This window comes from Streptomyces sp. NPDC054813 (genome assembly GCF_053611365.1).
Map to the genome: position 1 here is coordinate 76,101 of NZ_JBSHAF010000019.1, position 25,761 is coordinate 101,861.

A 25,761-nucleotide genomic window follows, 5' to 3' on the forward strand; every position below is an offset into this window, starting at 1 on the left:
CCTCCCATGTGCGCCTTGAGGAAGGGCGGTCAGGTCCCGAGCGTCCAGTAGGGCGAGTCCGTCGGAGGCGCGGGGCGGACGCGCAGGGCGGACATGTCGAAGCCCTCGTCGTCGTCCTCGTCACCGGTCGGCAGGCGTCCGGACTCGTTCGGGTAGTAGTACAGGCCGTACGACCAGTACTCCGGGAACTCGTGGCACATGAGATCGGGGTACGCAGAGATCTCCGAGTCGTGATACCGCTCGTTGATCCTGGCCACCGCTTCCGCCCGAGAAATACCGAACCGCGAGATCATCTCGTTCGCGATGTCGCGGAAGTACTCGACCATTCCCTCGTCGAGATCCATCAAGAATTCCGTTGTCATGGTGTCGGAGGTCCTACTCGTCGGAAAACGGAGCCAGTGAAGAGCTCGGCGGCCCTGTCACCGAAGATCGCGATCTGGTGCCCGTTCAGCACGGGGGGCTTCCCTTCCCTCAGGAATCCCTTGAGGTTACGCAGCATCGGCCCCTCAACCAGCTCGTAGTTGTGCATGGCGCCACCGTTGCGGTTATGCCGGATGAACTCGGCCACGTCGTCCCCCGGCCCGCTGAAGATCTTGCTCCGCAACCCCTCCAGCTGAGCCTTGGGTACCTTGAAGTGGATGACGGCCGGCACCCCGCCCCTGTCGTTCGCCAGCTTCTTCGCCCAGTCCAGGGCCTGCCGGGCATCGTTCGTGACGTAGAAGCCGCCCCTCCCGAAGTCCATCTTGCGGGCCGAGGCCGTCATGTCGATCCCGTTCGCCATGATGCTGTCCGCGTGCTGGCCGAGCGTCCCATGGTAGAGATCGACGAGACACGGAGCCTTGAGCCCCAGCGGGTCCTTCCACTGGAGCGGGTTCTTCACATAGGCGTGAGGGTTTGGGGCCGGGGTCCGCCCCAGCGGGTCAGGGCTGAGGTAACGGGCGGTGCCGGGCTCGTAGTAGCGGTGGTGGTTGTAGTGGAGCCCCGTCTCCGCGTCGACGTACTGCCCGGGAAAGCGCAGCGGGCAGTCGACCTGCGGGGCTGCCGTCGAGACGACGGGGACCCCCCAGAGCGTGGACGACTGCGTCCATACGACACCGCCCTCGGTGTCCACCATTTCCGTCGGGGTGCCCAGAAGATCCGTGACGATGGCGTAGAAGCGCTCGTCGATCTCCTCCTGGGACGTCCCAGGGCCGAGCGGACGGGCCTCACGCACGCGCTGCCCCACCGGCGCCGGGCCACCGGCCCAGTCCCAGACCGTACTGACGGTCCCGACGGCCTGCTCGGCGAGATCGTCCTCGTCCCAGTAGAACCGCGTCTCGTCGAGGACGGTCCCATCGGCGGCGAGCATCTGTTTCGCCACCCGCCTGCCGACGGGGTCGTAGACGTAGTGCCAGCGACGGCCGTCCGGTGTCAGTACGTCCGTGAGCTGGTCCTCGGCGTTCCACGCGTAGTGCCACTCGCGCCTGCCGCCGGAGATGAGCCCGGTGACCCTGCGGACGACCCGGCCCTGATCGTCATGGTGATAGCGGGTTCGGCCGGCACGCTCGATGAGGGTGCCCGAGTAGCTGCGATCGCCGGGCCCCGTCTCCTCGTCCCGGACGGCTGCCGATGTGGTGAAGGCGGTGAGGTTGCCGACCGCGTCGTATCGGTAGGTCTCCTCCCGGCCGACGCCGGCGTGCACCGCTGTCACCCTTCCGGAGCGGTCGAAGGTGAAGGTCCGCGGGCCATGGCGGGAGTCGTGGATCTCGGTGAGCGCGCCGTCGGCACGGTGCTGGAAGATCCGCTGCCGGGTGTCACCGGCTGCGGTCAGTATTCGCTGGGTGGTACGCAGCCCCTCGCTGTCCCAGTCCTGTGTCAAGCGGGCGGCCTCCCCCATCACCCGCTCGATCTCACGCCCCGCGACGTCGTACCGGAAGGTGAGATCGTGTTCCCCGATCCGCTGGACGACCTCTCGCCTCCCGAGCTGGTAGGCCCATCGGGTGACCGCGCCGCTCGGCGTCCTGCGCAGTACCCGGCGGCCCGCGGCGTCGTACTCGGAGCGGACCTCCCGGCCGTTCCACGACTCGGCGAGCAGACGGCCCGCCGCGTCGAGTTCCCGGCGCAGCTCGACCTCGGTGTTCCTGGCCCCGACGAGTCTGCCGCGCAGGTCGTACTCGTACGTGGTGGTGGCGCCGTCGGCATCCATGGCGACGACGTTTCCGAGGACGTCGTGGCGCAGACGCGTGATCTCACCCGCCCCGTTGGTCCGTTGGACGAGCCGCCCCGCCGCGTCGTAGCCGTAGCTGAGGGCACGACCGTTGAAGTCCGTCTCGGCGACCAGCCGGCCGACCCCGTCGTACTCGTAACTCCAGCTCATCCCCGCGCCGTTGGTCACGCTGCGGAGTCTGAGCTCGCTGTCGTACACGAAGCGTTCGACGCTCCCGTCCTCGTCCTCCCGCAAGGTGCAGAGATCGAAGTGGGTGTTCTCGTACCTGGTGTGCCTGCCGTTCGAGGAGCGGTATTCCAGGGGGTTGCCCTCGGCGTCGTACGTCCACTGCTCGGTGCTCCCATTGGGGAGGTGGCGCCACGCGAGCTGCCCTTCCAGGGTCCAGCCCACTCGCGTGACCGCGCCGAAGCCGTCAGTGAGTTCGGTGATACGGCCGAAGGCGTCCCGAGAGAGTCTCTCGGTCGCCCCCAGGACGTCGGTGACGCCGACGACCAGGCCCGCGGCATCGTTGACGAGCGTCTGCTGGCGCTCGCCGAGTGCGTCGACGATGCCGGTGAGGCCGCCTCGTTCGTCGAAGGTGAAGGCCGTCGTGGCGCCCAGGGGGTCGATGACCGCCACCCGGTTGCCCCACTCGTCGTAGACCGACTCCCACACGCTGCCGTCGGGCTGCGTCACCTTGGTGACGTGGCCGAAGTCGTCGTACTCCAACGACACCACGGCGCCGTCCGGGCGCACGGTCCGAGTCAGGTTTCCAGCAGCGTCGTAACCGTGGCGCGTGGTGTGACCGAGCGGATCGGTCTGTGCCACGAGCCGACCGAGATCGTCCCAGTCGCGCAGGGTGCTGTGCCCCAACGGGTCGGTCTCGCGCAGGGGACGGTGGTTCTCGTCGAACACGTAGGTGATCGAGTGGCCCAGGGAGTCCGTGGCCATCGTGGTGCGGGTGTCGGTGTCGTAGTTGTAGTGGTAGGCGAGTACGCCGTCGTCACCGCCCGTGCGGACGCAGCGGTCTTCGTCGTCGTATGCGTAGCGGTACCAGTCGCCTGTTCTGCTCTGCCAGCCCGTGACGCGCAGCCGCTCGTCGTAGCTGTAGCGCTGAGGTACGGAAGAGGAGTCGACGACGTCCGTGAGACGGCCGTCCGCGTCGTATCCGTATCTCAGGAGTGTGGGCTCGCCGGGCGCGCTGAGGAGAGCCAGGGCCGTCACCCGGCCGCCCGCCGTGCTGATGCTGACGCGGTACCCCCCGTGATGGATCAGTTCCGCCGGGGAGCCGTCCTCGGCGTGGTGCAGGGTGAGTGTGTTGCCGTGGCGGTCCTGCACACCGACCAGGGGGAGTTCATTCGCCGGGCTGCCCGGTACGCGGCGGAACCGCAGCGTCGTGTCCGTCTCCGGCTGCCGCAGTGCGAAGCCCGCGTCGGGCAAACCGCCCTGCGTGAGCGGCCAGTGGGGGCCGAGTACCGGACCCGTCGTTTCGCCCGGCTCCGGGATCGCGTAGTACAGGACAGTGCCGTCGGACGCGACGAACCGGATGCCGTCATCGTCGAAGATCAGTCGTTGATCAAGCGTCGAGGTCCAATTCGGTCCGAACCAGCCGCCGGCCTGAACTCCGGTGCGGTGGCTACGCTCGACGACGACCGGCAGGACACCGGGCAGGGACAGGTCCGCGATCGACATGACCATCTGCCCGGTGGCCATGTCGATGGGGTCGCCGCAGGTGAAGAGACTCTTCATCTCCCGGCCCAGACCCTTGAGCCTTGGCCCCATCCCCTTCAGGGCCAGAGCCATGCCTTTCAGACCGCCCTTGCCCAAGGTCTTCAATCCCTTGGCGAGTTTGCCGAGGCTGGTGATGCCCTTGCCGCCGGGTATGCAGTCCAGGGCGGCGAACGCGACATCCCATAGCGAGGCTTGGCCTTTGGAGTATTTGTAGAGCGTGTCGGCGAGGACGACGAGGGCGGCGACGAGGACGATCGCGCCGAGGATGGGCCCGCCGATGATCATCGCGATGATCCCGACGACCGCGACGACGACCTTGCAGACGGTGACGATGGTGTCCCAGTTGTCCTCGAACCAGTGGCCGACGTCCTGCCACCAGTGCCGGTTCGGGATCCCCGCGTCGGAGGCCTCGTCGATCTTCCGCTTCGCCTCACCCGCCGCGTCGTCCCGCATCTTCCGGGCGTCCTCGGCCATCTTCTTCGCCGCGTCGAGGGCGTTCTGCGCGCTGGTGACGTCCGACTGCGCCTTGGTGTGCGCGGACTTGGCGCTCTGCACGTCCCGGGTGGCGGCCCGCACCTTCGCCTCGTCCGGCTTGTCACCGTTGGACTTGCTGCCGGTGGGATCGTCCTTGTACTTGTCCGCTTCCTTGCCGGCCCGGGTCACCCACGAATCGGCAGACGACAGCCGGGACTTGGCCGAGCTCAGGTCGGACTGCGCTTCCTTCGCCTTGGCGAGCGCCTTGTCAGCCAGGGCCTGCGCCCGCTCCAGCTTCGGCCAGTAGTCCGCGAGCGCGTCGCCGCACATCTCGTACGACTTCTTCAGCTTCTTCAGGTTCTTCGGAACGTCCTTGAACTGCTCCTTGAACACCTCCGCCGACTTGCCCGCCCACTGGAGAAGGGTGTCCTCGCCGGCCATGCCCTTGACCAGGCGCAGGGCGCCGGAGACGTCGTCGGCGAAATCGTGCAGCTGGGCGGCGAGGGTGCGGACGCGTTGCGGGTCACCCGGGGTCGGGTCCTTGTCGAGGTCGAGTGGATGCCAGTCCGCCGGCCGATACCCCGCCATAACCCCGCAACCCCCGTCGCGTACGCCTCATCAACAAACCTGTGCACACGTGAAGTTACAGGCGTTGCCGGTTTGAGGCGAAGGGCGGTCCGTGATCGGCCGGCTGGAGCCGTCATTGCCTTTAAGGTGCCTATTGCTGTGCCGAGGAAGGGTTTGTCTGGGCTTGGGCGTCCTTTGCGTGGGCCAACTGAGAGGCGCCGCGATGTCACGGGATGGCACCAAACTTGTGACGGGGGCGCCGAGTTGTCTGACTATGATCTGCCGTGCACGTTTCGTGTGGTCCGGGCGCAGCAAATCGCTCTGGTGCGTTCCGGATGGACCCCGATACCGTATTCGCTGCTTCGCAGACCCCAACCGCCCCACCAGGAGCCCACCGTGACCCGCCGTTCTCGCCTGCTCACGACAGCCACCGCCGGTGTGACGGCCGCGCTCCTGCTCGCCGGCTGCGGCGGAGGCGACGGAGACAAGTCCGACTCGAACGGCAAGATCGCGGGGGCGGACACGGGGGCTTCGACTTCGGCATCGCCGAGTGCTTCGGCTTCGTCATCCGAGCCTGCGGGGCGTCCGAAGATCACGTTCCCGTCTTATGCCTCAAATGTTTTCGAAGACCAGAAGTCCGGCGATGCCACCAAGGACGCGATCCTCGCGGACAGTGCCCTGAGCGTGAACTCCATGGATGAGGCTATCTTCGAGGGAAGCACGAGCACGAAGGCCCTCGGTTTCTACAACGCGGACAAGGCCCTGGGCGCGGCGATCACGTTCGTACAGGGGTATATCGACAAGGGTGACACGTGGATCGGCAAGACCCGGTACTTCGACCGCAGCGTGACGCTGTCCGGGGTCAAGAACGCGTACGTCACCTACTGTTCTGACGAGAGCAAGTCGTTTCTGAAGAACAGGAAGACCGGCAAGGTCAAGAACACGCCAACGACTGCGGACAGTTACGTGCTGTACCACACCAAGCTCACGAAGAATGCCAAGGGTGTTTGGCAGACTACTGACATCGTGTCGAATCGGGGGGACAAGGCGTGCCAGCCGTAAGGAAGTTGGCGAGAGGCGCAGCGATCATTTCGCTCGCATGGGTGTCGGTTTTCGTCTCGCAGACCGCTTATGCGGGTGGGCGAGGGGATGACGGGACGACGACCAGCGAGACGCAGGAGCACGGGAACTCGTCCCCGGACGGCAAGCTTTCCTCGACCGTCGGTGTGATCCGGTATGACCTTTCCAAGAACGGCTTGGGTGATTCCGCCGGCCCTGTCGCTCCCATCACGTCCTGGACCCCGCCGGCGTGCTGGTACGCCCCGAAGTACTCCCCGGCGGATTTGCAGGCGTACCTGGAGCCGATCTGGGAGGCCGGTTCGACCGGTGACGCGTGGGATGCGACTCAGCGCGACCGGTATGTCAACGGCCACCCCTACAAGGACTTCAACAAGGACGAGACCGGCAAGGGCTACTGGTGGGACTCGTACGTCAACAAGTCCTTCCCGCCAGGCTGGGACAAATGCAATGAGCCCTACTTCTGGGTGGCTACCGGCGACGACCCGCCGGCCAACATCGCGAACACCGTCACGCCTGAGATTCTTGCCAAACTGGCGTACAACGAAATCCGCGTGCCCTCCAAGGACGTGAGTCTGGCGCCCGCGAACACGACAAAGGTCAACCTCCCCACGTGGGCGTGGTTGGACGGGGCGACGTTCAGGCCGGTGTCGGTAACCGCGCGCATCGACGCCCTGGGCATGTGGGCGACGACGACCGCCAAACCCGTCGCCCTCGAGATCGACCCGGGTACGTCCGACGCGGTCACCTACCCGGCGTCGGGTGCCTGCGAGATCAACAACGGCACGGTGGGGGAGAAGTACAGCGCGGGTGACGCCGACAGGACGCCACCCTGTGGAGTGAAGTACCTCCACTCGTCCGGCGACGGCTCGTACCAGCTGAAGGCCACGGTCACCTGGCAGATCACCTGGACCGGCAGCGACGGCAATGGCGACAAACTGCCCGACGGCACCTTCGGCCGGTCTCAGGATGTCGTCGTGCAGGAGATCCAGTCCGTCAACCGTTGAGGGACGTGACGTCGGGCGTCGTCGTGCCTGAGTGATGTGCCGATTTGCTCTGGTGTGCTTCAGGCGGGTGTGGCCCGGGTTGGTCCCGGTGTCGCATTCGCCGCCTCAACTGCCGTGTCCCGGGCGAAAGCGGCCTGTTCCGGAACGGACAGGCCGCCCGTTGCCCGGCCGGTAACCCTTTGCGGTAGCCAACCCTGCCCCGCTACCGTGTCCGCTGTTTTCTTTGACCTCATCCGCCCCACCAGGAGCTCCTCGTGACCCGCCGTTCCCGCCTGCTCACGACAACTGCCGCCGGGGTGACGGCCGCAATGCTGCTGGCCGGCTGCGGCTCAGGCGACGAAGAGAGTAACGGCTCCAAGTCGAACGCCAAGGGCGAGGACGCGGGTGCACCGGCGTCCGTTTCAGCGAGCGCGTCGGCGTCCGCTTCGGCTGGCCGTCCCCAGATCACGCTTCCGTCGGACGTGACGGACAAGTACGTCGGCTGGAAGACAGGCGATGCCGTGAAAGACGCCGTCCTCACCGACACCGCCGCGCGCATCGATGCGACGAACGACGCCATCCTGCGCGGCGACACGAGCGCGCCGGGCCTGTCCTTCTACTACCGGGACAAGGCGTTGAGCGGCGCCGTCTCCTGGATCCAGGCGTACCTGGACGCCGACCTCTCCTTCACCGGCACCACCCGCTACTACGCGCCCAAGGTCACCCTGTCGTCCGGAGAGACCAAGGCGACGGCCCTCTACTGCTCGGACGAGAGCAAGGGCTTCAACAAGAACCGTAAGACCGGAAAGGTAGACCGGACACCGTCGGACCAGAGTCCGTTCGTGCTGTACAACACGCGTCTGGTGAAGAACGGTTCGGGCGTGTGGCAGACCGCGGCCCTGACTTCCCACCGCGGTGACAAGGCCTGCACCGGATAGCCGATGAGCCGAGCGCACGCGATCCTCATGACACATCTCAGCCCCCCGACCAGGAGCCCCTCGTGGACAGTCGTTCCCGTCTGTCCACGACAGCCGCAGTCGGCCTGACAGCCGTACTCTTACTCGCCGGGTGCGGCGGGAAGGGCGGCGGCGGAGCGGAAGCCGCGGACAAGGCCTCGCCGTCGGCCACAAAGACCGGGGCTTCGGTCTCACCCAGCGTTTCGGCGTCCGAGATCACGACCGGACGTCCGAGGATCGAACTGCCCGCTGATCTCACCCTGACCTTCGAGGGTTCTCGGACGGGTGATCCCCTGAAGGGCGCGGTGCTCGCGGACGGCGAGGAAAGGGCGCGGGCGGAGGACGCCGCTATCACCGGGACAGACCCCAAGGGCGAGGGACTCGCCTACTACAACACGGGTAAGGCCCTTGAGGCCACGCTGTCCTGGGTCGCTCAGTTCAAGAAGGCCAACGCCACGATCACCGGCGTTGCCCGGTACTACGACCGCAAGGTGACACTCACGAGCAAGACGTCAGCGATCCTCACGTTCTGTGGTGATGAGAGCGAGGGTTTCAGCAGGGACAAGAAGACCAAAGAGATCAACGGTCATCATCGCCAAGGCGTCGACCATGGCCCCGTCCGAGCAGTCGTACGCCGATGCCAGTGAACGGACGCGGTCGGCACTGAGAGAGCTGCGACCTGTCTCGATCATGCTGACGCGCCCTTGGTTGACGCCCAGAAGCGCGGCGGCCTGGGTGACGGTGAGGCCGGATCGCTCACGGAGTTTGCGCAGCTCGGTGCCGAGACGTCGTTGACGCAGCGTGGGGTTGCTGGTGGGCGGCACGGCATGTCCTTCCCGGCCGATGTGCGGCGCTCTCGTAACCCACATGAGGTAAGTGCGGGCACATCTCCCCGATTGCAGAGATGTATCTCCCATTTGAGGCCTACTGCAGTGCCTGTACCGCCCAACTCTCTGCGCCCATAAGCCGGAAGCGCACCCCCCACGGCAGAGCCACCGCCCGGCGCGGTCGTTGAGCCCGATCCGCCTCCCCCTCTCTCGCTGGAAGTCACCATGGGAACCGTATCCCTGCCCGACACCTGGGCGTACGCCCTTCGCCTGCCCCGTGATCCGCGCGCGGCATGCGTCGCACGTAAGACCGTACGGGCGGCACTCGGCGGCCATGGCAGGCACGAAATCCTCGACGTGGTCGAGCTGCTGACGTCCGAACTGGTCACCAATGCCTATCGGCACACGAACGACCCCGCCTCCCTCCGGCTGACCGCCCTGCCCGACGGGCGGTTGCGGGTCGGTGTCTGGGACAGTCATCCGCGCGTCCCGGCGCCCTTCGGCACACCGCCATGGGACCGTGTCCCACTCGCCCCGGCGGACACCGAAGAAGGGCGCGGACTGCATCTCGTGCAGGAGTACGCCGACTCGTGGGGCGGCTGGCCCGTCGGGGACGGCGGCCCGCTGGACCGCGGGGCCGGGAAGCTGCTGTGGTTCGAGGTGAGTGGATGCCGCGTGAATGCGTGAGTACCGATCAGCGAGCGTTGACGGCAGGTCAAGGTCCGGTCAATCCGCCAGGTAGCCGTCCCCTCGTGGCATGCCGCATGGAAAAATTCCCTGGTTGCAGAAGTTAAAAGAGTGGCTCAGCCGACGGGGAGTGGATGCTGTGAGCGCGCGGCAAGTGCGGAAGATGTTCCAGTTGATGGCCGGTGGCGAGCCCGTCGAGCTCACCAACGCCTGGTCCTCCGTGAAGAAGCTGGCCCGGCTGGCCTTCATCGCCCAGCAGTTCGGGTACGAATACGCCGACGCCCGCCACACCGGCTCCCGCAACAACGTCCTCAAGATGCTGATCGTCCCCGACCACAGCCCGCAGGGCCGGGCCCGCGCCGCGCAGAACTGGGCGCAGTATCCGAACGCCGGCGACGGGGTCTCCCTGCCGCCCCTCGTTCCCGACGCCGTCGAACTCCTCAAGGCCCGTATCCAGTTCGACCTCACCGGCAAGAACGCCGAGAAGCGGATGCTGCTCGGGGCCGGCGGTATCACCCTCGGGCTGGTGCTGGCCGCGGCGCGGGCCGGGGGCGGTGCCGGAGCCTTCGTCATCTCCGGTGTCGTATGGGTCGTTCTCATGGCCGTCATGGGGCTCGGGTTCTTCGTCACCCGTGGCCGCAACGCCAAGTTCGCGCAGCGCCTCCAGGCCGCCGGGTTCATGCCGGTGACGGGGGAGAACGGCCGGGTGCGGTATCTGCCGCCCGGCGCGTCCATGCCCATGCCCGCGCCCATGCCGACTCCGGTCCAGCAGCCGCAGTACCAACCGCCCCAGCAGCAGGCCGGTCCCTATGGCGCGTACGGCCCGTACGGCGGCCACGGCGGCCAAGGTGGCCAAGGCGCCGCCCCCGCCGGTTACGGCCAGCAGCCGCCCGCGCCCTACCCGCCCGGCCCCTACGCCCCACCCCAGCAGCCCTCCGGTCCCTACGCCCCCGGTCCCTATCAACAGCAGCCCGCGCCCTCCTACCCGCCCCAGCAGCCTCCGCAGTTCCCGCCGTCCCGGCGCTGATCTCCTGCCCTGCCGTCAGTACGGCATCAAGGCGCGGTCAACCAGGCGTTAAACAAGCACGCTTGGGGATCTGTCCCCGGAACGTTTGTGATCGATTGGTGGTTTCGATCGAGCGTTACGGGGGCGCACGTGGGCAGCGGCAGCGGTGATCTGGCCGTCGACGACCGGCTGTTGGTGAAAACGGCCAAGACCTTGTCGAAGATCCAGTACGAGTTCGAGCACACCGAGGATCACCAGGGCGACCTCAGGAAGATCTGGGGATCCGGCGACGTCGCCGGTGCCATGGACCACTTCGCCGACAACTGGAGCTACCACCGCAAGCAGCTCCTCTCCTCCGTCAGGACCGTCGGCGAGCTGGCCGAGAAGTGCCATGAGGCCTTTCGGGAGCTCGATCAGAAGCTGGCGAAGACCGCCCAGGGCCCGAAGGGCGGGAAGTAGTGGGGGCGAGGCGGCCCGTCGAGTGGCGGCCGCTCGCCGAGCAGGACCCCGCACCCGGTGACGTGGACGGCATTCGTACGGAGTCCCGACGGCTGGGCAAGCTCGCCACGATGATCAGTGAGCAGGTCGAGCGGCTCACCGCCATCGGGCGGGACACGACCGAGCTCAAGGGGCAGTACGCCGGCGCCCTGCGCGACAAGGCGCAGGAGCTGTCGGGACGGCTGGCCAGGACGCACCACCGGTACGACCACGTCTCCGGCTACCTCGGGCACTGGGCCGAGGACCTGGCGGACTGCCAGCAACAGGCCGACTCCGCGCTGGACGACGCGAAGGAGGCACAGGGGCGGATCGACGCCCATCAGCCTCCGCAGGGAACGTCCAAGAAGCCCGAGAAGGACCTGACCGACGCGGAGAGGTCCGCGGAGACGGCCCGGCAGCACGCCCTCTCCCGCGCCGAGGACGCGCTCGGGGCGGCCCGGAACAAGCTCGACAGGGCCGTACGGCACCGGGACGAGCGGGGCTCGCACTGGGCCGGGAAGATCGAGCGGGCGATCAGCAGGGACGGGCTGCACGACTCGCGCTGGGACAAGTTCAAGAACTGGGTGAGCGATCATGCGCGGTTGCTCAACGATCTCGCCAACCTGCTGGTCTGGGTGGCCACGGTGTGTGCCGTCATCGCGCTGTTCATCCCCGGCCTCAACATCCTCGCCATGATCGCCCTCGGGGCGACGATCGGCTCGCTGCTGCTGCATACGACGACCGCCGTGGCCGGCGCCGGCAGTTGGATCGACGTGGGGCTGGACGTCTTCGCCCTCGCCACCTTCGGCCTCGGACGGCTGGCGGCACCCGGGATGCGGGCCGCGGAGGACGGGGTGCGGGGGGCGATGCGGGGCGCCGGGGCGACGGGCCTGGGAAAGGCCGCGTTCAAGGGGGCCGTGACCCAGGGGATGCGGGATGCCGGGCGGGTCTTCAAGACGGGGGTCAGGGGCAGCCAGGAGTGGGTGGCCGCGCAGAAGGCGATGAGCGACGGGGCCAAAGCCATGTACGGGGCCAAGAGGGAGGCGCTGGAGGCCGCCCGGCAGTTGTCGGGACAGGCCTTGCCGAAGCTCGGTGCGTGGAAGAACGCCTTGCGCGGTGGCCCGGAAGCGGCCTCCCTCAAGGCCTACTTCGAGCACGTGGCCACACGGTTCCCCGGCTCGGCGCGGATCGCGGACGAGATCGCGAAGGGGGCCGGGGCGATGCGGCTCAGCCGGGGTGGGTTCGCGGCGGGCATGGGCGTGGACGCGTTCGACAAGATGTTCGGCATGACGGGGCCGTGGCTGGAAGGGAGGCTCGGGGGCGACGGCACCAACGCGTGGACCGACGCCAAGACCTGGGCCACCGTGGGGGTGGGATCGACATGGTGAACGACGCATCCCGGGATCCGGAACGGACCGGGGGCGCCCGGGTGCTTCCGGTGCTGATCCGCGTCCGTGCCTACTCGCTGCTGACGGGCGGCTTCTTCGCCTTCTGGGCCTGGTGCGGGCTCGTGGCGCTGACCGTGCTGCTGCTCCCCGGCGCCCAGTGGCTCGGCACGGCGCTGGTCGCGGGCTGGGCCCTCAGTTGGCTCACGGTGCTACCGGCGACGTACCTGTGGCACGCCCCCGAACTGCTGGGACGTCCTCTGGGACCGTGGCCCGAGCACGTCGGCGGCTTCACCGGGCACCTCGTCCGCAACGCCGACAAGGGTACGTTCGACGGCTCAAGGCCTCTGGTTCTCGGGGGTTCCGCCCCGCCGGAGCAGTTCTGGTTCGTGGCATGCCTGAACACCGTCGAAACCGGGTTCATCCTGCTGTCCGCCTTCCTTGGAGACGCCGCGATCCCGCAGGAGAACATCGCGTCCGTCGTCCTCGTCGGCCTCGGCTTCCTCGCCTCCGCCCTCTCCCTCACCCTCCTCGTCCACGGCTCCGTCACCCGCCGCCGCTCCCGCCGGAAAGCGACCCCCACCCCATGACCACCACCTCGGCCCCCACCTCCTACACTCTCGTCCTCCCGCCCGGCTGGGCCCGGATCCCCCTCCGGCACGGCACCGACGCCGCCGTCCGCCGGATTCTGGACCGGTCCTTCGCGGGGCTGCCCCGGGACGAGGTCTTCGCGTACCGCAGGGAGCTGGAGGACGGGCTGCGGCAGCGGATCGCCGAAGCCCGGAAGGCGAACGGGCTCGATCTGTATCTGCCCGTGGAACTGGTGCACGGCATGGCCCTGCCCGCGTCCTTCCTGGTCTCCGAGACCCGCACCCCGGCCGCCCCCGACGTCGACCCCCGGGAGGTGGCGCTCTTCCTGGCGAGCGAGGAAGACGGCCGTGAGGTCGTCGGCCTCGACGGCGCCCCCTCCGTAAGGACCGAGCGCAGCGCCCCCGCCGACCCGGCCCGCGGCCTCGACTTCCGCTCCCGGCGCGTCGACTACCAGGTCCCCGTCCCAGGTGACCCGGGCCGCTGGCTGACCCTCGCCTTCGCGACGGTCGCCGCCGAGGACGCCGACGGTGAGCTGCCCGTCCTGCTGGTCGATCTGTTCGACGCCGTCATGACCACCTTCCGATGGAGGACACGATGAGCCTCTTCGGCCCCGCCGCCGGGGACCGGCCTCTCACCCCTTCCCCCTACTGGGCCCGCACGCCCGAGGCCGGGCCCGAGTGGGTCGCCCTGCCCGCCGGCTTCCGTGGCACGCCCTGGGCCGACGAGCGGGAGTACGCCGATGCCGTCGGCAGCGCGCTGGTCGTCCTGCACGAGCGCGTCGACCCGGGCGGCGAGCTGCGCACCCGTGTCGCCGACACGGTCCTGGACACGTACGAGCGGCTCCTCGGTATGTTCCCGGCGCACTACCACCTCCTCCACTGGCCGGATCTCGACCGTCCTCCGGTCCCGGTCTTCCTCGCCCTCTGGCAGCCCGAGCCCGAGCCCGAGCCCGAGGCCGAGAAGGGGCCCGCCGCCCGGTTCTTCCCCGGCGACGACGTCGAGTACGTGGCCCGGGAGGAGTCCGCCACCGAGCACCTCGGCGCCGGTACCCGCCTCCTCGGTCTCCTCCGCCTTGGCCCGGAGGACCCCGCCGGCCTTCTCGGCGTGGCCGTCTACCACTGGCGTACGACCACCCGCCCCACCGATGTCCATTTCCTCGCCCTCACCCACGAGTTGGGTCGTCTGTACGCCGTCCTTCCCGCTCTCGACGCCTTCGCCCGCGAAATCGCCCTCACCGACGACCCCACGGCCGAGTGAGAGCAACGTTCCCTTCCGGTCACCCACAGCCACAGTGCGGAAACTCTGTCTCCCTACCTTCGGGCTCAGTCACTCATCCGGAGTCGGAAGACCGAGCACGCGGAGCACCGTGGAGGCGTCATGACAGCCCCGGCCCCTACCCCCCGTAATCGCTGGATCCAGCATTGGGATCCCGAGAACGAGACCTTCTGGAAGGAGACCGGGGAGAAGATCGCCCGGCGCAACCTGTTCTTCTCGGTGCTCTCCGAGCACATCGGGTTCTCGATCTGGACCCTGTGGTCCGTGCTGGTCCTCTTCATGGGGCCGGAGTACGGGCTGACACCGGCGGACAAGTTCCTGCTCACGTCGATGGTGACGCTGGTCGGCGCCGTCGTCCGGGTCCCCTACACCTTCGCGGTCGCGATCTTCGGCGGGCGGAACTGGACGATCATCTCGGCCGGTCTGCTCCTCATCCCGACGATCGCCGCGTTCGCGGTGACGAAGCCGGGGACCTCCTTCGACACCTTCCTGTGGATCGGGCTCCTGGCCGGTATCGGCGGTGGCAACTTCGCCTCCTCCATGACCAACATCAACGCCTTCTTCCCGTTGAAGAAGAAGGGGTGGGCCCTGGGGCTCAACGCCGGCGGCGGGAACATCGGCGTTGCCGCCATCCAGCTCGTGGCCCTCGCCGTGATCGGCGCGAACGGCGGGCCTCGGGTGCTGCTCGGGATCTACATCCCGCTGATCGTCGTCGCGGCCGCCCTCGCCGCGCTGTTCATGGACAACATCGAGAACGTCAGGAACGACACCGGCGCCGCCAGGGACGCCGCGAAGGACGCCCACACCTGGATCATGTCCTTCCTCTACGTCGGCACGTTCGGTTCGTTCATCGGCTACAGCTTCGCCTTCGGGCAGGTGCTCACCAACCAGTTCGGGCGTACGCCGCTTCAGGCCACGTACCTCACCTTCATGGGCCCGTTGCTCGGCTCGCTGGTCCGCCCCGTGGGCGGCCGGCTCGCCGACAAGTACGGCGGCGCGAAGATCACCCTCTACAACTACATCGCCATGGCCGCCGCCACCGCCGTCCTGGTCGCCGCCAGCACCGAGAAGTCGCTGCCGCTGTTCGTCGTCGCGTTCGTCGTCCTGTTCGCGCTCACGGGGATCGGCAACGGCTCCACGTTCAAAATGATCCCCGGCATCTTCCACGCCAAGGCCCTCGCCGAAGGGCTGGAGGGCGAGGAGGCGGTCAAGTACGGTCGGCGGCTGTCCGGCGCCTCCATGGGCCTCATCGGCGCGGTCGGCGCGCTCGGCGGCGTCGGCATCAACCTCGCCTTCCGGCAGTCCTTCCTCTCCTACGGCTCCGGCACCGGCGCCTTCGTCGCGTTCCTGGTCTTCTACGGCCTCTGCTTCGCCGTCACCTGGGCCGTATACCTTCGCCGGTCCGCCGCACAGGGGCACCCCACAGCCGCCACCGAGACAAAGGCGCAGCTCAGCTACGCCGAGGTGTGACGTAACACTGGTGACACGGAGCCGAACCGAGCCTGTCACGCGCCGTTGACAGGCTCGTTCGGCATGCGGGCCAGCTAGGAGAGCAGTCATGGACGAGGAACAGCAGCGGCCGGATCCCGGCCGGCCCGGCCCTCTCGCGGGGTTCACCGTGGGGGTCACGGCCGCGCGCCGGGCCGACGAGCTCGGGGCGCTGCTCCAGCGGCGCGGCGCCGCCGTGCTGCACGCGCCCGCCCTGCGTATCGTGCCGCTCGCCGACGACGGGGAACTCCTCGCCGCCACGAAGGAGATCATCGACCAGGCGCCGGACGTGGCCGTGGCGACCACCGCGATCGGGTTCCGGGGGTGGATCGAGGCCGCCGACGGCTGGGGCTTCGGCGAGCAGCTGCTGGACCGGCTGCGCCATGTCGAGTTGCTGGCCCGTGGTCCCAAGGTCAAGGGGGCGGTGCGGGCCGCCGGGCTCACCGAGCAGTGGTCGCCGTCCTCCGAGTCCATGGCCGAGGTCCTCGACCGGCTCCTGGAGGAGGGCGTCGAGGGCCGCCGGATCGCCGTACAGCTGCACGGGGAGCCGTTGCCGGGGTTCGTGGAGTCGTTGCGGGCGGCGGGGGCGGAGGTCGTGCTGGTGCCGGTGTACCGGTGGATGCCGCCGGAGGACCTCGGGCCGGTGGACCGGCTGCTGGACGCCGTCGTCTCCCGCTCGGTCGACGCGGTCACCTTCACCAGCGCGCCCGCCGCGGCCTCCCTCCTCTCCCGCGCAGAGAAACGGGGTCTCCAGGCCGACCTGCTCGCCGCCCTCCACCACGACGTCGTTCCGGCCTGCGTCGGCCCCGTCACCGCGCTCCCGCTCCAGGCCCTCGGCGTCGACACCATCCAGCCCGAACGCTTCCGGCTGGGTCCCCTCGTACAGCTGCTCTGCCAGGAACTCCCTTCGCGCGCACGGGCGTTGCCCATCGCCGGCCACCGGGTGGAGATCCGGGGGCATGCCGTGCTCGTCGACGGCGCGCTGAAGCCGGTGCCGCCGGCCGGCATGTCCCTGCTGCGGGCGCTGTCGCGGCGGCCGGGGTGGGTGGTGGCCCGCGCCGAACTCCTGCGGGCCCTGCCGGGCGCGGGCCGCGACGAACACGCGGTGGAGACGGCGATGGCCCGCCTGCGTACGGCCCTGGGCGCGCCGAAGCTGATCCAGACGGTGGTCAAGCGGGGCTACCGCCTCGCCCTGGACCCGGCGGCGGACGCCAAGTACGCGGACGTGTGAGACTCCGGCCATGGAGGCCATGGAGGCCATGGAGCCCGTGGAGGCCATGGGGTGGTACGGCGTTCGGTGTGTGTTCCGGCACCGTTCCGGTTCTTCGCCACGGGGGATGAGCGGTCCGGCTGACCGTCGTACGACGTTCTGGGGACCGTCTCCCGGCAACCGGCCGTAACCGGCGGCTCCCGGACCGCCCCTCGGGTCCGTTCCTCCCCGCCCGCGCCGGGTCGTCCCGCGCGGACGCGTGCGCGCGACCGTGTGTGCCCCGGTCCGCGAGCGTGCGCTCTGCCGGATCCGGCCGGGCGGGCGGCACGCTGACGCCGGACCGAGGCACACAGGGGGAACGGGACATGACACGCTGGCAGCCGTTGCCGGCCACACTGCCGGGAGAGGCCCGGCACCTGGTCGAGCAACTGCGCGTCCTGAAGGGCCGTACCGGGCTCAGCCTGGCCGGTCTGGCCCGGCGCACCGCGTACAGCAAGTCGTCGTGGCAGCGCTATCTGAGCGGGGACAGACTGCCGCCGAGGAGTGCGGCCCAGGTGCTGTGCCGGCTGGGCGGCGGGGACCAGATGCGGCTGCTGGCACTGTGGGAGCTGGCCGAACAGGCGTGGCCGCAGGGCGCGTCGGAGCCACCGGAGGAAGCGCTACTGGCACCGGGACCGCCTCCGGTACGGGAACCGCTTCCCGTACCGGGACCGCTTCCCGTACCGGGACCGCTTCCCGTACCGGGACCGCCTCCCGCGCCGGGACCGCCTCCCGTGCCGGGACCGGAAACGCGGCGGTGGCGGACGGCCGCCCTCGCCGCGTTCGGTGTCATCGTGCTGCTGACCGCGGGGCTGCTGTGGGCGCTGCCCCGCGGGGTGCTCAGCCGAGCTTGTCGTAGTACGCGATCCTGTAGGAGCCGGTGCCCTTGATCCGGACCCGGTACTTGCCGCTGATCCGCTTGAGCGGGGCGTTGTGTGCGGTGCCGTGGTACGTGACGGTCTGGAACGAGGTCGGGCCGGTGAGCCGTTGCTGGGCGAACGTCCACGTCTGGTCGGTGACGACGCCGTCGTTGTCCGAAAGGCCGAAGTGCTCCTGCCACCACTGGGTGGCCGATTCGGTCTCGGGGCCGAACGAGCCGTCGATCTGGCTCTTGGTGAAGGGGTGCCAGTCGCCGTCGTCGTCCTGCCACTGGGCGCCGTCCGCCCACAGCACGGTCTCCCACAGGGCCGTCGCGTCGCTCGTGGCGTAGTCGTCGACGCCGAGGTTCTCCTCGTCCTGCCAGTCGTCGGTGACGCCGCCGCCGCCGTCGATGCCGTGGTACGGCGCGGCGGCGCTCGCGGCCGATGCCAGGGCCAGGCCGCCGGCGCCCAGCAGTACGGCCGTCGCCACCGCGACGACCCGGGTGCGCATGCTCATGAACGTGTCCTTTCTGAACCGCCGTCCCCCGTGGGTCCCCCTTGGGGCGGCTCGCTGTGCGTTCGCAGGACAAAGGGTCACGGCCACGGGCGGCCGCGGCGAGGCCCGCCGGGGTATCCGGACCCAACGGGGACGGCCCGCGCCGTACGCACCGGCGTCCCCGCCCGGTGCGGGTCGGACGGGAACCTCGCGGAACACGGGTACGAGGGGTTCCGGCCGCCCGCCGGGCCGGGCACTGTGAGAGGACACGGTTCCCTGTCCTAGGCGGTGGCGGGCACATGGCACTGGGTACGGCGACGGCCCCGTACGAGCTGCGCTTCGATGCCGGGCGGATCTGCCTGGATCTGCTGGCGACCACGCATCCCGGCGAACGGCTCGACGCGCTGGAGCCGTTGCGGGCCTGGATCACCGGCTCCGGACTCGTACCGCCGGGCACCCCGCTGGCCCACGCCGACACCGGCTGGCTGGTCGCGTTCCGTGAACTGAGGGGACATGTGGCTCAGTTGGTGCGCGAACGGAACACCAGCCGGAACGGCGTCCGGAGTAACGCCCGTCCCCGGTCGTACGACTTCGCGCTCGACGGCGTCAACGACCTCGCCCGTGCCGCCGCACCCCCGGCCCCGCGTGCCGTACCCGGCGCGGACGGCCTCCTGGTACGGGAGTTGGCGGGGCCGCCCGAGTGCGCCGCGCTGCTCGCGGCCGTCGCCAGGGACGCCGTGGAACTGCTCACCGACCCCGTCGCACGGGCGGCCGTCCGGGAGTGCGAGGGCGACAACTGCCCCATCGTCTACCTGGACACCTCCCGCGGACGCAGACGCCGCTGGTGCTCCAGCGAGATCTGCGGCAACCGTGAACGAGTAGCCCGCCACCGCCGCCGCGCGGCCCTCGCCCGAGCATGACCGCCAAGCGGTCCTCGCCCGGCCCGGTCTCCTCAACCCCCGTCCCATTTGCGGTATCTGCCGGATCTTCATCGAAGCTCCCCGAAAGTGATTTCGACAACATTCGGTTTGTCCGTGGCAACCCTCGGGCACCGCCCGGGCGTTCGACGATGTGTCGGAAATGTAAAGATCACGCGGTGGGAATGTGGGGTCATGTCCCGCTCGTCATGTCACCTCGCGGAAAAATGTGAGGTCTTGTTGAACACACCGCGAGTCACTTCCGTACCGGTGGGGGAGCGACCGACTGGGGGAACCCCCGGACACCGGAGGTGGGCGTGCGCAAGGATGCGGCCGTGGCCAATGAACGTGGATCGAGGGCCCGACATCGCATGTCCCAGCCCTCGGAGCCCGATGAGGAGCTGATGCGTGCCCTCTACCGAGAGCACGCCGGACCTCTCCTTGCGTATGTCCTTCGGCTGGTCGCCGGTGATCGGCAACGCGCCGAGGACGTCGTGCAAGAGACACTCATCCGTGCCTGGAAGAACGCCGGCCAGCTCAATCGAGCGACCGGATCGGTACGCCCCTGGCTGGTGACGGTCGCTCGCCGCATCGTCATCGACGGTCACCGCAGCCGGCAGGCCCGGCCGCAGGAGGTCGATCCGTCGCCGCTGGAGGTCATCCCCGCGGAGGACGAGATCGACAAGGCGCTGTGGCTGATGACGCTGTCTGACGCGCTCGACGACCTGACCCCGGCCCACCGGGAGGTGCTCGTCGAGACGTATTTCAAGGGGCGTACCGTCAACGAGGCGGCCGAAACGCTGGGTATACCCAGCGGCACCGTGCGCTCACGGGTGTTCTATGCCCTGCGGTCCATGAAGCTGGCACTGGAGGAGCGGGGGGTGACGGCGTGATGAGTGTGTACGGGGGACACGGCGGGTTCGGCACAGGTGGTTCGGGTATGTCTGGTGCTATGCAGGAATCTCCGGTTCCCAATGAGCACGAGACGGTCGGCGCGTATGCGCTGGGGATTCTCGACGACGCCGAGGCAACCGCTTTCGAGGCCCATCTGGCCGGGTGCGAGTGGTGCGCCCAGCAGCTCGACGAGCTGGCCGGAATGGAGCCCATGCTGGCGGCCCTGGCCGATCTGCCGGGTTCCGGATCCACGCCGTCCATCGGCGAGTCGCTGTCCGCCAAACCCAGCCCTCGGATGGTCGAGAAGCTGGTCGTGGAGGTCGCCGACAAGCGGAAGGTCCGCACCCGGCGCAGCCTCTTCGGCCTGGCGGCCTCGGTCGTGCTGATCGCCGGCGGCACCGTGGCCGGCGTGGCGCTGAGCGGCTCGGACAGCGGCGGCGGCACGGACATGGCCATGGGGCCGGCCCAGACGGCCTTCCAGACGATGTCCGACAAGAAGACGGCCACGGACCCGGCGACCCACGTCACCGCGACCGTCGCCGTCGAGAAGAAGGACTGGGGCACCCACGCGGTCCTCCAGCTCAAGAACGTCGCCGGACCGAAGAAGTGCTCGCTGATCGCCGTCGGCAAGAACGGCGAGCGCGAGACGGTGACCTCCTGGTCCGTTCCGACCTGGGGATACGGCATCACGGACGCCAAGTCGGAGAAGGCCAAGGAGCCCCTCTACGTACACGGCGGCGCGGCCTTCGCCCCCAACCAGATCGACCACTTCGAAGTCATGACGTTCGACGGCAAGAAGCTGGTCTCGGTCAGCGCGTAGCTTCAGCGGGCCCCCTTCGCGTACGGTTGACGGCTGCCCAGCACGTCAGAAGGGGGCCCGGTGGCCGCTCAGGCTCAACAATCCGCGGTCGGCCCTCACGGCTCGGAACAGGACTCCGCTCAGGACTCCGTTCGGGACCGTGAGATCAGCGTCGAACAGGAACACCTCGACCGGGTGTACCAGCGGCTCGAGGAGAAGATCCACGAGGCGGAATTCCTCATGAACGACGCGGCCAAGCGCGGCCAGGTGGGCACGCCCGGCGCGCTCGCCGAGCGGGACGCGCAGGTGTTCCGCGCCGGCGTCCACCTCAACCGGCTCAACAACGAGTTCGAGGACTTCCTCTTCGGCCGGATCGACCTGCTCCTCGGCAAGGACGGCAAGAAGGGCCCGGACGGCGCCTACACCGCCGTGGAGCCCGCCGAGGGCGCGGTCCGCGCGGACCACACCGCCGACATCGCCGAGACCCTGCACATCGGCCGGATCGGCGTCCTCGACCGGGACTACGCCCCACTGGTCATCGACTGGCGGGCACCGGCCGCCGCGCCGTTCTACAGGTCCACTCCGGTGGATCCCGGGCGTGTCGTACGACGCCGGGTGATCCGTTCCAAGGGCCGCCGGGTCCTCGGGGTCGAGGACGACCTGATGCGCCCGGAGCTGACCGCCTTCCTCGACGGCGACACCCTGCCCGTCATCGGCGACGGCGCCCTGATGGCCGCCCTCGGCCAGGCCCGCACCCACTCCATGCGGGACATCGTCGCCTCCATCCAGGCCGAGCAGGACCTGGTCATCCGTGCCCCCGCCGCCTCCGTGACCTACGTCGAGGGCGGCCCCGGGACGGGCAAGACGGCCGTGGCGCTGCACCGCGCCGCCTACCTGCTCTACCAGGACCGGCGCCGGTACGCGGGCGGCATCCTGATCGTCTCCCCGACCCCGCTGCTGGTCGCGTACACCGAAGGGGTCCTCCCGTCCCTCGGCGAGGAGGGCCAGGTCGCCATCCGCGCCATCGGCTCCCTCGTCGACGGCGCCGAGGCGACCCTGTACGACACGCCGGCCAACGCCCGTGCCAAGGGCTCCTCCCGGATGCTCCGGGTGCTGCGCAAGGCCGCCCGCGGAGCCCTGGAGGTGAACGGTTCCCCGGCCCGGCTCAGAGTCGTCGCCTTCGGCCGCCGCCTGGAGCTGGAGGCCGAGGAACTCGACCGCATCAGACAGAACGCGCTCGGCGGCACGGCCCCCGTCAACCTGCTGCGGCCCCGCGCCCGCAGGCTCCTGCTGGACGCCCTGTGGGCCCGCTCCGGCGCGGCCGGCCGGCACAGCGACCCGGAGCTGGCCGCCGAACTGCGTTCCTCCTTCGACGAGGACATCGTCACGGAGGACTCCTTCATCGGGTTCCTCGACGCCTGGTGGCCCGAGCTGACCCCGCGGGCGGTCCTCACCGCGATGGCCGACGAGCGCCGCCTCGGCCGCTGGGCCCGCCGCATCCTCAACCCCGGCGAGGTCCGCAGGGTCGCCCGCTCCCTGCGCCGGGACGGCCACTCCGTGCACGACATCGCCATGCTCGACGAACTCGAGGCCATCCTCGGCGCCCCGGTCCGCCCCAGGAAGAAGCGCGAACTGGACCCGTTGGACCAGCTCACCGGCCTGGAGGAGCTGATGCCGACGCGCGAGGAGTCCCAGCGCGAGCGCGCCGAACGGCTCGCCCAGGAGCGCGTCGAGTACGCCCACGTCATCGTCGACGAGGCGCAGGACCTCACCCCCATGCAGTGGCGGATGGTCGGCCGCCGCGGCCGGCACGCCACCTGGACGGTGGTCGGCGACCCCGCCCAGTCCTCCTGGTCCGACCCGGACGAGGCGGCCGAGGCGCGGGACGAGGCCCTCGGCAGCCGCCCGCGGCGCCGCTTCGAGCTCACCGTGAACTACCGCAACCCGGCGGAGATCGCCGAGCTCGCGGCCAGGGTGCTGGCCCTTGCCATGCCCGGCTCCAAGTCCCCCTCGGCGGTCCGCTCCACCGGGGTCGAGCCTCGTTTTGTGGCAACGAACAATGGACACAGCACGGTCGTCCGCGACTCGCTGGAGAAGACCGTGCGGGCCGAGGCCGAGCGGCTTCTCGACCTGGTCGACGGCACGGTCGGCGTGGTCGTGGCCATGGACCGGCGCGCCGAGGCCGCCCGCTGGCTCGCCGGGCTCGGCGACCGGGTGGTGGCTCTGGGCAGCCTGGAGGCCAAGGGCCTGGAGTACGACGCGACGGTCGTCGTGTCGCCCGCCGAGATCGCCGACGAGTCCCCGGCCGGGCTGCGCGTGCTGTACGTGGCCCTCACCCGGGCGACCCAGCAGCTGACGGTGGTCTCAGGGGAGCGGGACGAGCCGGACGCGGCCGGGGTGCCGGACCTGCTCAGGGAGTGAATGCGGGGCCGTTCGGCTGGAGGTTTCCTGTGAAGTCCGCGGACGGGAATGGCCTTACGGGATCTGTTTGTTAGCCTTGTCGTGACACCGGCTCGATCCAAGCCCCCGGGCCCAACCTTCGTCGCTACGAGCGACCACTTGCCGCGAGGCGAGCATGGCGGGTCGGTGTCATGAACGTCGAAGAGGCCCACATCACCATGTGATGTGGGCCTCTTTTTCGCGCGAACAATAGGCACGAAAGCAGGCCCCGCTACCGCCTACCCGGCGGTAGGTGCGACGATCGGACGGCACAACTCGCTACACGGTGAAACGAAGGAAGTCGGCCATGGCAACGGCGCCCAGCGTCTCCTACTCGATGACCATCCGGCTGGAGGTGCCCGCGAGCGGAACCGCCGTCTCGCAGCTCACCACCGCCGTGGAGTCCTCCGGAGGCTCGGTGACCGGCCTCGACGTCACCGCGTCGGGCCACGAGAAGCTCCGCATCGACGTCACCATCGCGGCCAGCTCGACCGCCCACGCCGACCAGATCGTCGGGCAGCTCCGCGAGATCGAGGGCGTCACCCTCGGCAAGGTCTCGGACCGTACGTTCCTCATGCACCTCGGCGGCAAGATCGAGATGCAGTCCAAGCACCCCATCCGCAACCGTGACGACCTCTCCATGATCTACACCCCGGGTGTGGCCCGCGTGTGCATGGCGATCGCGGAGAACCCCGAGGACGCGCGCCGCCTCACCATCAAGCGCAACTCCGTTGCGGTCGTGACGGACGGCTCGGCGGTCCTGGGCCTCGGCAACATCGGCCCGAAGGCCGCGCTGCCCGTCATGGAGGGCAAGGCGGCCCTCTTCAAGCGGTTCGCCGGCATCGACGCCTGGCCGCTGTGCCTGGACACCCAGGACACCGACGCGATCGTCGAGATCGTCAAGGCGATCGCCCCCGGGTTCGCCGGTATCAACCTGGAGGACATCTCCGCGCCGCGCTGCTTCGAGATCGAGGCGCGCCTGCGCGAGGCCCTCGACATCCCCGTCTTCCACGACGACCAGCACGGCACCGCGATCGTCGTCCTCGCCGCCCTGACCAACGCACTTCGCTGCACCGGCAAGGCGATTGAGAACATCCGGGTCGTCATGTCCGGCGCCGGCGCGGCAGGTACGGCCATCCTCAAGCTGCTGATCGCGGCCGGCGTGAAGAACGCCGTAGTCGCCGACATCCGCGGTGTCGTGCACTCCGCCCGCGAGGACCTGGTGGAGGCCCCGGCCGACTCGCCGCTGCGCTGGATCGCCGACAACACCAACCCCGAGGACCTCACCGGCACGCTGAAGGAGGCCGTGCGGGGCGCGGACGTCTTCATCGGCGTCTCGGCCCCGAACGTCCTCGACGGCGACGACGTGGCCGCCATGGCCGACGACGCGATCGTGTTCGCACTCGCGAATCCGGACCCCGAGGTGGATCCGGCGATCGCCCGCCAGACGGCCGCCGTGGTCGCCACCGGCCGCTCCGACTTCCCCAACCAGATCAACAACGTGCTGGTCTTCCCGGGCGTCTTCCGCGGCCTCCTGGACGCGCAGTCCCGGACGGTGAACACGGACATGATGCTCGCGGCCGCGAAGGCCCTCGCCGACGTGGTCACCGAGGACGAGCTGAACCCGAACTACATCATTCCGAGCGTCTTCAACGAGAAGGTCGCGGGAGCGGTGGCGGGCGCGGTACGGGAGGCCGCGAAGGGCGCCTGAAAACGCCCTCGCCGGGAGCGCCCCGTAAGGGGCGCGGGGAACTGCGCGACAAGCCCCCACCGACCGGCAGCCGAAAGCGACGCGCCCGCATGATGCGGGGGTCTGGGGGCAGCAGCCCCCAGTAAACGTCTGTGAAACTTGCCACGCCATCCGATCGGCGCGTCGTGAAACCCCCCCTTCGGCCCCCCCGTAGGGTATGGGCGGCAACGGATTGGCGTTCCCGCCGCAGGTGGGGGCAGGATGCGTCCCGGCCCAACATGCGGCTCCGCCGCGTGGCACGCCTCCATGGCAAGAAGAACACGGGAGTAACAACATGAACCGCAGTGAGCTGGTGGCCGCGCTGGCCGACCGTGCCGAGGTGACTCGCAAGGACGCCGACGCCGTGCTGGCCGCGTTCGCCGACGTCGTCGGCGACATCGTCTCCAAGGGCGACGAGAAGGTCACCATCCCCGGCTTCCTGACCTTCGAGCGCACCCACCGTGCCGCTCGCACCGCGCGCAACCCGCAGACCGGCGAGCCGATCAACATCCCCGCCGGCTACAGCGTGAAGGTCTCCGCGGGCTCGAAGCTGAAGGAATCCGCGAAGGGCAAGTGACCTTGCCTTCCGTAGGCCACGGGACGGCGTACGGCGTGTAACACGACGATGGGGCGGCCCCTCCACCAGGGGCCGCCCCATCGTCGTAC

The 25,761-nt window shown here is 69.2% G+C and carries 23 protein-coding genes and 1 pseudogene; 20 read left to right on the forward strand and 4 right to left on the reverse strand.

Annotation, left to right across the window (positions count from 1 at the left end):
• Positions 1 to 29 precede the first annotated feature (29 nt).
• Together ACWGJB_RS32850 and ACWGJB_RS32855 are read right to left on the reverse strand one after the other, a co-directional pair.
• Positions 30 to 362, reverse strand: coding sequence for a hypothetical protein (locus tag ACWGJB_RS32850; RefSeq protein ID WP_453383686.1), 333 nt, complete (start codon positions 360 to 362; stop codon positions 30 to 32).
• Positions 359 to 4,978 carry an RHS repeat-associated core domain-containing protein gene (locus tag ACWGJB_RS32855; protein WP_453383687.1) on the reverse strand — a complete coding sequence of 1,540 codons (4,620 nt, stop codon included), beginning with the start codon at positions 4,976 to 4,978 and terminating at the stop codon, positions 359 to 361. The genes ACWGJB_RS32850 and ACWGJB_RS32855 overlap by 4 nt, the downstream gene beginning before the upstream one ends.
• 375 nt (positions 4,979 to 5,353) lie before the next feature.
• Between ACWGJB_RS32855 and ACWGJB_RS32860 the strand changes: the two genes are divergently transcribed.
• The 4 genes from ACWGJB_RS32860 to ACWGJB_RS32875 all read left to right on the forward strand — a co-directional run bounded on the left by ACWGJB_RS32860 (position 5,354) and on the right by ACWGJB_RS32875 (position 8,623).
• On the forward strand, positions 5,354 to 6,019 hold the full coding sequence (locus tag ACWGJB_RS32860) for a hypothetical protein (RefSeq protein WP_453383688.1): 666 nt from the start codon (positions 5,354 to 5,356) through the stop codon (positions 6,017 to 6,019).
• Entirely contained in the window at positions 6,007 to 7,041 is a 1,035-nt protein-coding gene (locus ACWGJB_RS32865; RefSeq protein WP_453383689.1) for a hypothetical protein, read from the forward strand. The genes ACWGJB_RS32860 and ACWGJB_RS32865 overlap by 13 nt, the downstream gene beginning before the upstream one ends.
• Positions 7,042 to 7,295: 254 nt before the next feature.
• Positions 7,296 to 7,958: a hypothetical protein gene (locus ACWGJB_RS32870; protein WP_453383690.1), complete on the forward strand. Its 663-nt coding sequence runs from the start codon at positions 7,296 to 7,298 to the stop codon at positions 7,956 to 7,958.
• A 62-nt stretch (positions 7,959 to 8,020) separates the two neighbouring features.
• Positions 8,021 to 8,623, forward strand: coding sequence for a hypothetical protein (locus ACWGJB_RS32875; protein WP_453383691.1), 603 nt, complete (start codon positions 8,021 to 8,023; stop codon positions 8,621 to 8,623).
• Between the two features lie 9 nt (positions 8,624 to 8,632).
• On the opposite strand, the pseudogene ACWGJB_RS32880 reads toward ACWGJB_RS32875, so the two are convergent.
• Positions 8,633 to 9,139 (reverse strand): annotated as a pseudogene (locus tag ACWGJB_RS32880) (helix-turn-helix domain-containing protein); the annotation flags it as partial.
• On the opposite strand from ACWGJB_RS32880, the gene ACWGJB_RS32885 reads away from it, so the two are divergent.
• The 10 genes from ACWGJB_RS32885 (at position 9,029) to ACWGJB_RS32930 (ending at position 17,851) form a co-directional block, all read left to right on the forward strand.
• On the forward strand, positions 9,029 to 9,490 hold the full coding sequence (locus tag ACWGJB_RS32885; protein WP_453383692.1) for an ATP-binding protein: 462 nt from the start codon (positions 9,029 to 9,031) through the stop codon (positions 9,488 to 9,490). The pseudogene ACWGJB_RS32880 and the gene ACWGJB_RS32885 overlap by 111 nt on opposite strands.
• Before the next feature lie 139 nt (positions 9,491 to 9,629).
• Positions 9,630 to 10,517, forward strand: a complete 888-nt coding sequence (locus tag ACWGJB_RS32890; protein ID WP_453383693.1) for a hypothetical protein — start codon at positions 9,630 to 9,632, stop codon at positions 10,515 to 10,517.
• Between the two features lie 129 nt (positions 10,518 to 10,646).
• Positions 10,647 to 10,955 (forward strand): hypothetical protein, encoded by a 309-nt coding sequence (locus ACWGJB_RS32895; RefSeq protein ID WP_453383694.1) that lies wholly within the window; start codon positions 10,647 to 10,649, stop codon positions 10,953 to 10,955.
• Positions 10,955 to 12,361, forward strand: a complete 1,407-nt coding sequence (locus ACWGJB_RS32900; RefSeq protein WP_453383695.1) for a putative T7SS-secreted protein — start codon at positions 10,955 to 10,957, stop codon at positions 12,359 to 12,361. The genes ACWGJB_RS32895 and ACWGJB_RS32900 overlap by 1 nt, the downstream gene beginning before the upstream one ends.
• Complete coding sequence (locus ACWGJB_RS32905) at positions 12,355 to 12,948, forward strand: hypothetical protein (RefSeq protein WP_453383696.1); 594 nt, start codon at positions 12,355 to 12,357, stop codon at positions 12,946 to 12,948. Before ACWGJB_RS32900 ends, ACWGJB_RS32905 begins: the two co-directional genes overlap by 7 nt.
• On the forward strand, positions 12,945 to 13,547 hold the full coding sequence (locus tag ACWGJB_RS32910) for a hypothetical protein (protein WP_453383697.1): 603 nt from the start codon (positions 12,945 to 12,947) through the stop codon (positions 13,545 to 13,547). Before ACWGJB_RS32905 ends, ACWGJB_RS32910 begins: the two co-directional genes overlap by 4 nt.
• A complete protein-coding gene (locus ACWGJB_RS32915; RefSeq protein ID WP_453383698.1) occupies positions 13,544 to 14,206 on the forward strand; it encodes a hypothetical protein in 663 nt (220 codons plus the stop codon). Before ACWGJB_RS32910 ends, ACWGJB_RS32915 begins: the two co-directional genes overlap by 4 nt.
• 120 nt (positions 14,207 to 14,326) lie before the next feature.
• Positions 14,327 to 15,694 (forward strand): nitrate/nitrite transporter, encoded by a 1,368-nt coding sequence (locus ACWGJB_RS32920; protein ID WP_453383699.1) that lies wholly within the window; start codon positions 14,327 to 14,329, stop codon positions 15,692 to 15,694.
• 88 nt (positions 15,695 to 15,782) lie between these two features.
• Complete coding sequence (locus ACWGJB_RS32925) at positions 15,783 to 16,943, forward strand: uroporphyrinogen-III synthase (protein ID WP_453383700.1); 1,161 nt, start codon at positions 15,783 to 15,785, stop codon at positions 16,941 to 16,943.
• Positions 16,944 to 17,287: 344 nt separating this feature from the next.
• Complete coding sequence (locus tag ACWGJB_RS32930; protein ID WP_453383701.1) at positions 17,288 to 17,851, forward strand: helix-turn-helix domain-containing protein; 564 nt, start codon at positions 17,288 to 17,290, stop codon at positions 17,849 to 17,851.
• On the opposite strand, the gene ACWGJB_RS32935 is transcribed toward ACWGJB_RS32930, so the two are convergent.
• On the reverse strand, positions 17,802 to 18,338 hold the full coding sequence (locus tag ACWGJB_RS32935; protein ID WP_453383702.1) for a peptidoglycan-binding domain-containing protein: 537 nt from the start codon (positions 18,336 to 18,338) through the stop codon (positions 17,802 to 17,804). The two genes, ACWGJB_RS32930 and ACWGJB_RS32935, sit on opposite strands and share 50 nt — an antisense overlap.
• A 278-nt stretch (positions 18,339 to 18,616) precedes the next feature.
• On the opposite strand from ACWGJB_RS32935, the gene ACWGJB_RS32940 reads away from it, so the two are divergent.
• The 6 genes from ACWGJB_RS32940 (at position 18,617) to ACWGJB_RS32965 (ending at position 25,672) form a co-directional block, all read left to right on the forward strand.
• Positions 18,617 to 19,237: a CGNR zinc finger domain-containing protein gene (locus ACWGJB_RS32940; protein WP_453383703.1), complete on the forward strand. Its 621-nt coding sequence runs from the start codon at positions 18,617 to 18,619 to the stop codon at positions 19,235 to 19,237.
• A gap of 368 nt (positions 19,238 to 19,605) precedes the next feature.
• Entirely contained in the window at positions 19,606 to 20,127 is a 522-nt protein-coding gene (locus ACWGJB_RS32945; RefSeq protein ID WP_010039908.1) for a sigma-70 family RNA polymerase sigma factor, read from the forward strand.
• A gap of 59 nt (positions 20,128 to 20,186) precedes the next feature.
• Positions 20,187 to 20,948, forward strand: coding sequence for an anti-sigma factor family protein (locus ACWGJB_RS32950; protein ID WP_453383704.1), 762 nt, complete (start codon positions 20,187 to 20,189; stop codon positions 20,946 to 20,948).
• A 60-nt stretch (positions 20,949 to 21,008) separates the two neighbouring features.
• A complete protein-coding gene (locus tag ACWGJB_RS32955; RefSeq protein ID WP_453383705.1) occupies positions 21,009 to 23,348 on the forward strand; it encodes a HelD family protein in 2,340 nt (779 codons plus the stop codon).
• A 325-nt stretch (positions 23,349 to 23,673) separates the two neighbouring features.
• Positions 23,674 to 25,077 (forward strand): malic enzyme-like NAD(P)-binding protein, encoded by a 1,404-nt coding sequence (locus tag ACWGJB_RS32960; protein WP_450756339.1) that lies wholly within the window; start codon positions 23,674 to 23,676, stop codon positions 25,075 to 25,077.
• A gap of 313 nt (positions 25,078 to 25,390) precedes the next feature.
• A complete protein-coding gene (locus ACWGJB_RS32965; protein ID WP_089106629.1) occupies positions 25,391 to 25,672 on the forward strand; it encodes an HU family DNA-binding protein in 282 nt (93 codons plus the stop codon).
• Positions 25,673 to 25,761 lie beyond the last annotated feature (89 nt).

Bases quoted from the DNA above. Each gene is read 5' to 3' on its own strand.
- ACWGJB_RS32910 (WP_453383697.1), top strand. From the start codon at position 12,945: ATGACCACCACCTCGGCCCCCACCTCCTACACTCTCGTCCTCCCGCCC.
- ACWGJB_RS32885 (WP_453383692.1), top strand. From the start codon at position 9,029: ATGGGAACCGTATCCCTGCCCGACACCTGGGCGTACGCCCTTCGCCTG.
- ACWGJB_RS32950 (WP_453383704.1), top strand. From the start codon at position 20,187: ATGCAGGAATCTCCGGTTCCCAATGAGCACGAGACGGTCGGCGCGTAT.
- ACWGJB_RS32935 (WP_453383702.1), bottom strand. From the start codon at position 18,338: ATGAGCATGCGCACCCGGGTCGTCGCGGTGGCGACGGCCGTACTGCTG.
- ACWGJB_RS32855 (WP_453383687.1), bottom strand. From the start codon at position 4,978: ATGGCGGGGTATCGGCCGGCGGACTGGCATCCACTCGACCTCGACAAG.
- ACWGJB_RS32960 (WP_450756339.1), top strand. From the start codon at position 23,674: ATGGCAACGGCGCCCAGCGTCTCCTACTCGATGACCATCCGGCTGGAG.
- ACWGJB_RS32920 (WP_453383699.1), top strand. From the start codon at position 14,327: ATGACAGCCCCGGCCCCTACCCCCCGTAATCGCTGGATCCAGCATTGG.
- ACWGJB_RS32945 (WP_010039908.1), top strand. From the start codon at position 19,606: ATGTCCCAGCCCTCGGAGCCCGATGAGGAGCTGATGCGTGCCCTCTAC.
- ACWGJB_RS32930 (WP_453383701.1), top strand. From the start codon at position 17,288: ATGACACGCTGGCAGCCGTTGCCGGCCACACTGCCGGGAGAGGCCCGG.
- ACWGJB_RS32905 (WP_453383696.1), top strand. From the start codon at position 12,355: ATGGTGAACGACGCATCCCGGGATCCGGAACGGACCGGGGGCGCCCGG.
- ACWGJB_RS32940 (WP_453383703.1), top strand. From the start codon at position 18,617: ATGGCACTGGGTACGGCGACGGCCCCGTACGAGCTGCGCTTCGATGCC.
- ACWGJB_RS32850 (WP_453383686.1), bottom strand. From the start codon at position 362: ATGACAACGGAATTCTTGATGGATCTCGACGAGGGAATGGTCGAGTAC.
- ACWGJB_RS32965 (WP_089106629.1), top strand. From the start codon at position 25,391: ATGAACCGCAGTGAGCTGGTGGCCGCGCTGGCCGACCGTGCCGAGGTG.
- ACWGJB_RS32915 (WP_453383698.1), top strand. From the start codon at position 13,544: ATGAGCCTCTTCGGCCCCGCCGCCGGGGACCGGCCTCTCACCCCTTCC.
- ACWGJB_RS32925 (WP_453383700.1), top strand. From the start codon at position 15,783: ATGGACGAGGAACAGCAGCGGCCGGATCCCGGCCGGCCCGGCCCTCTC.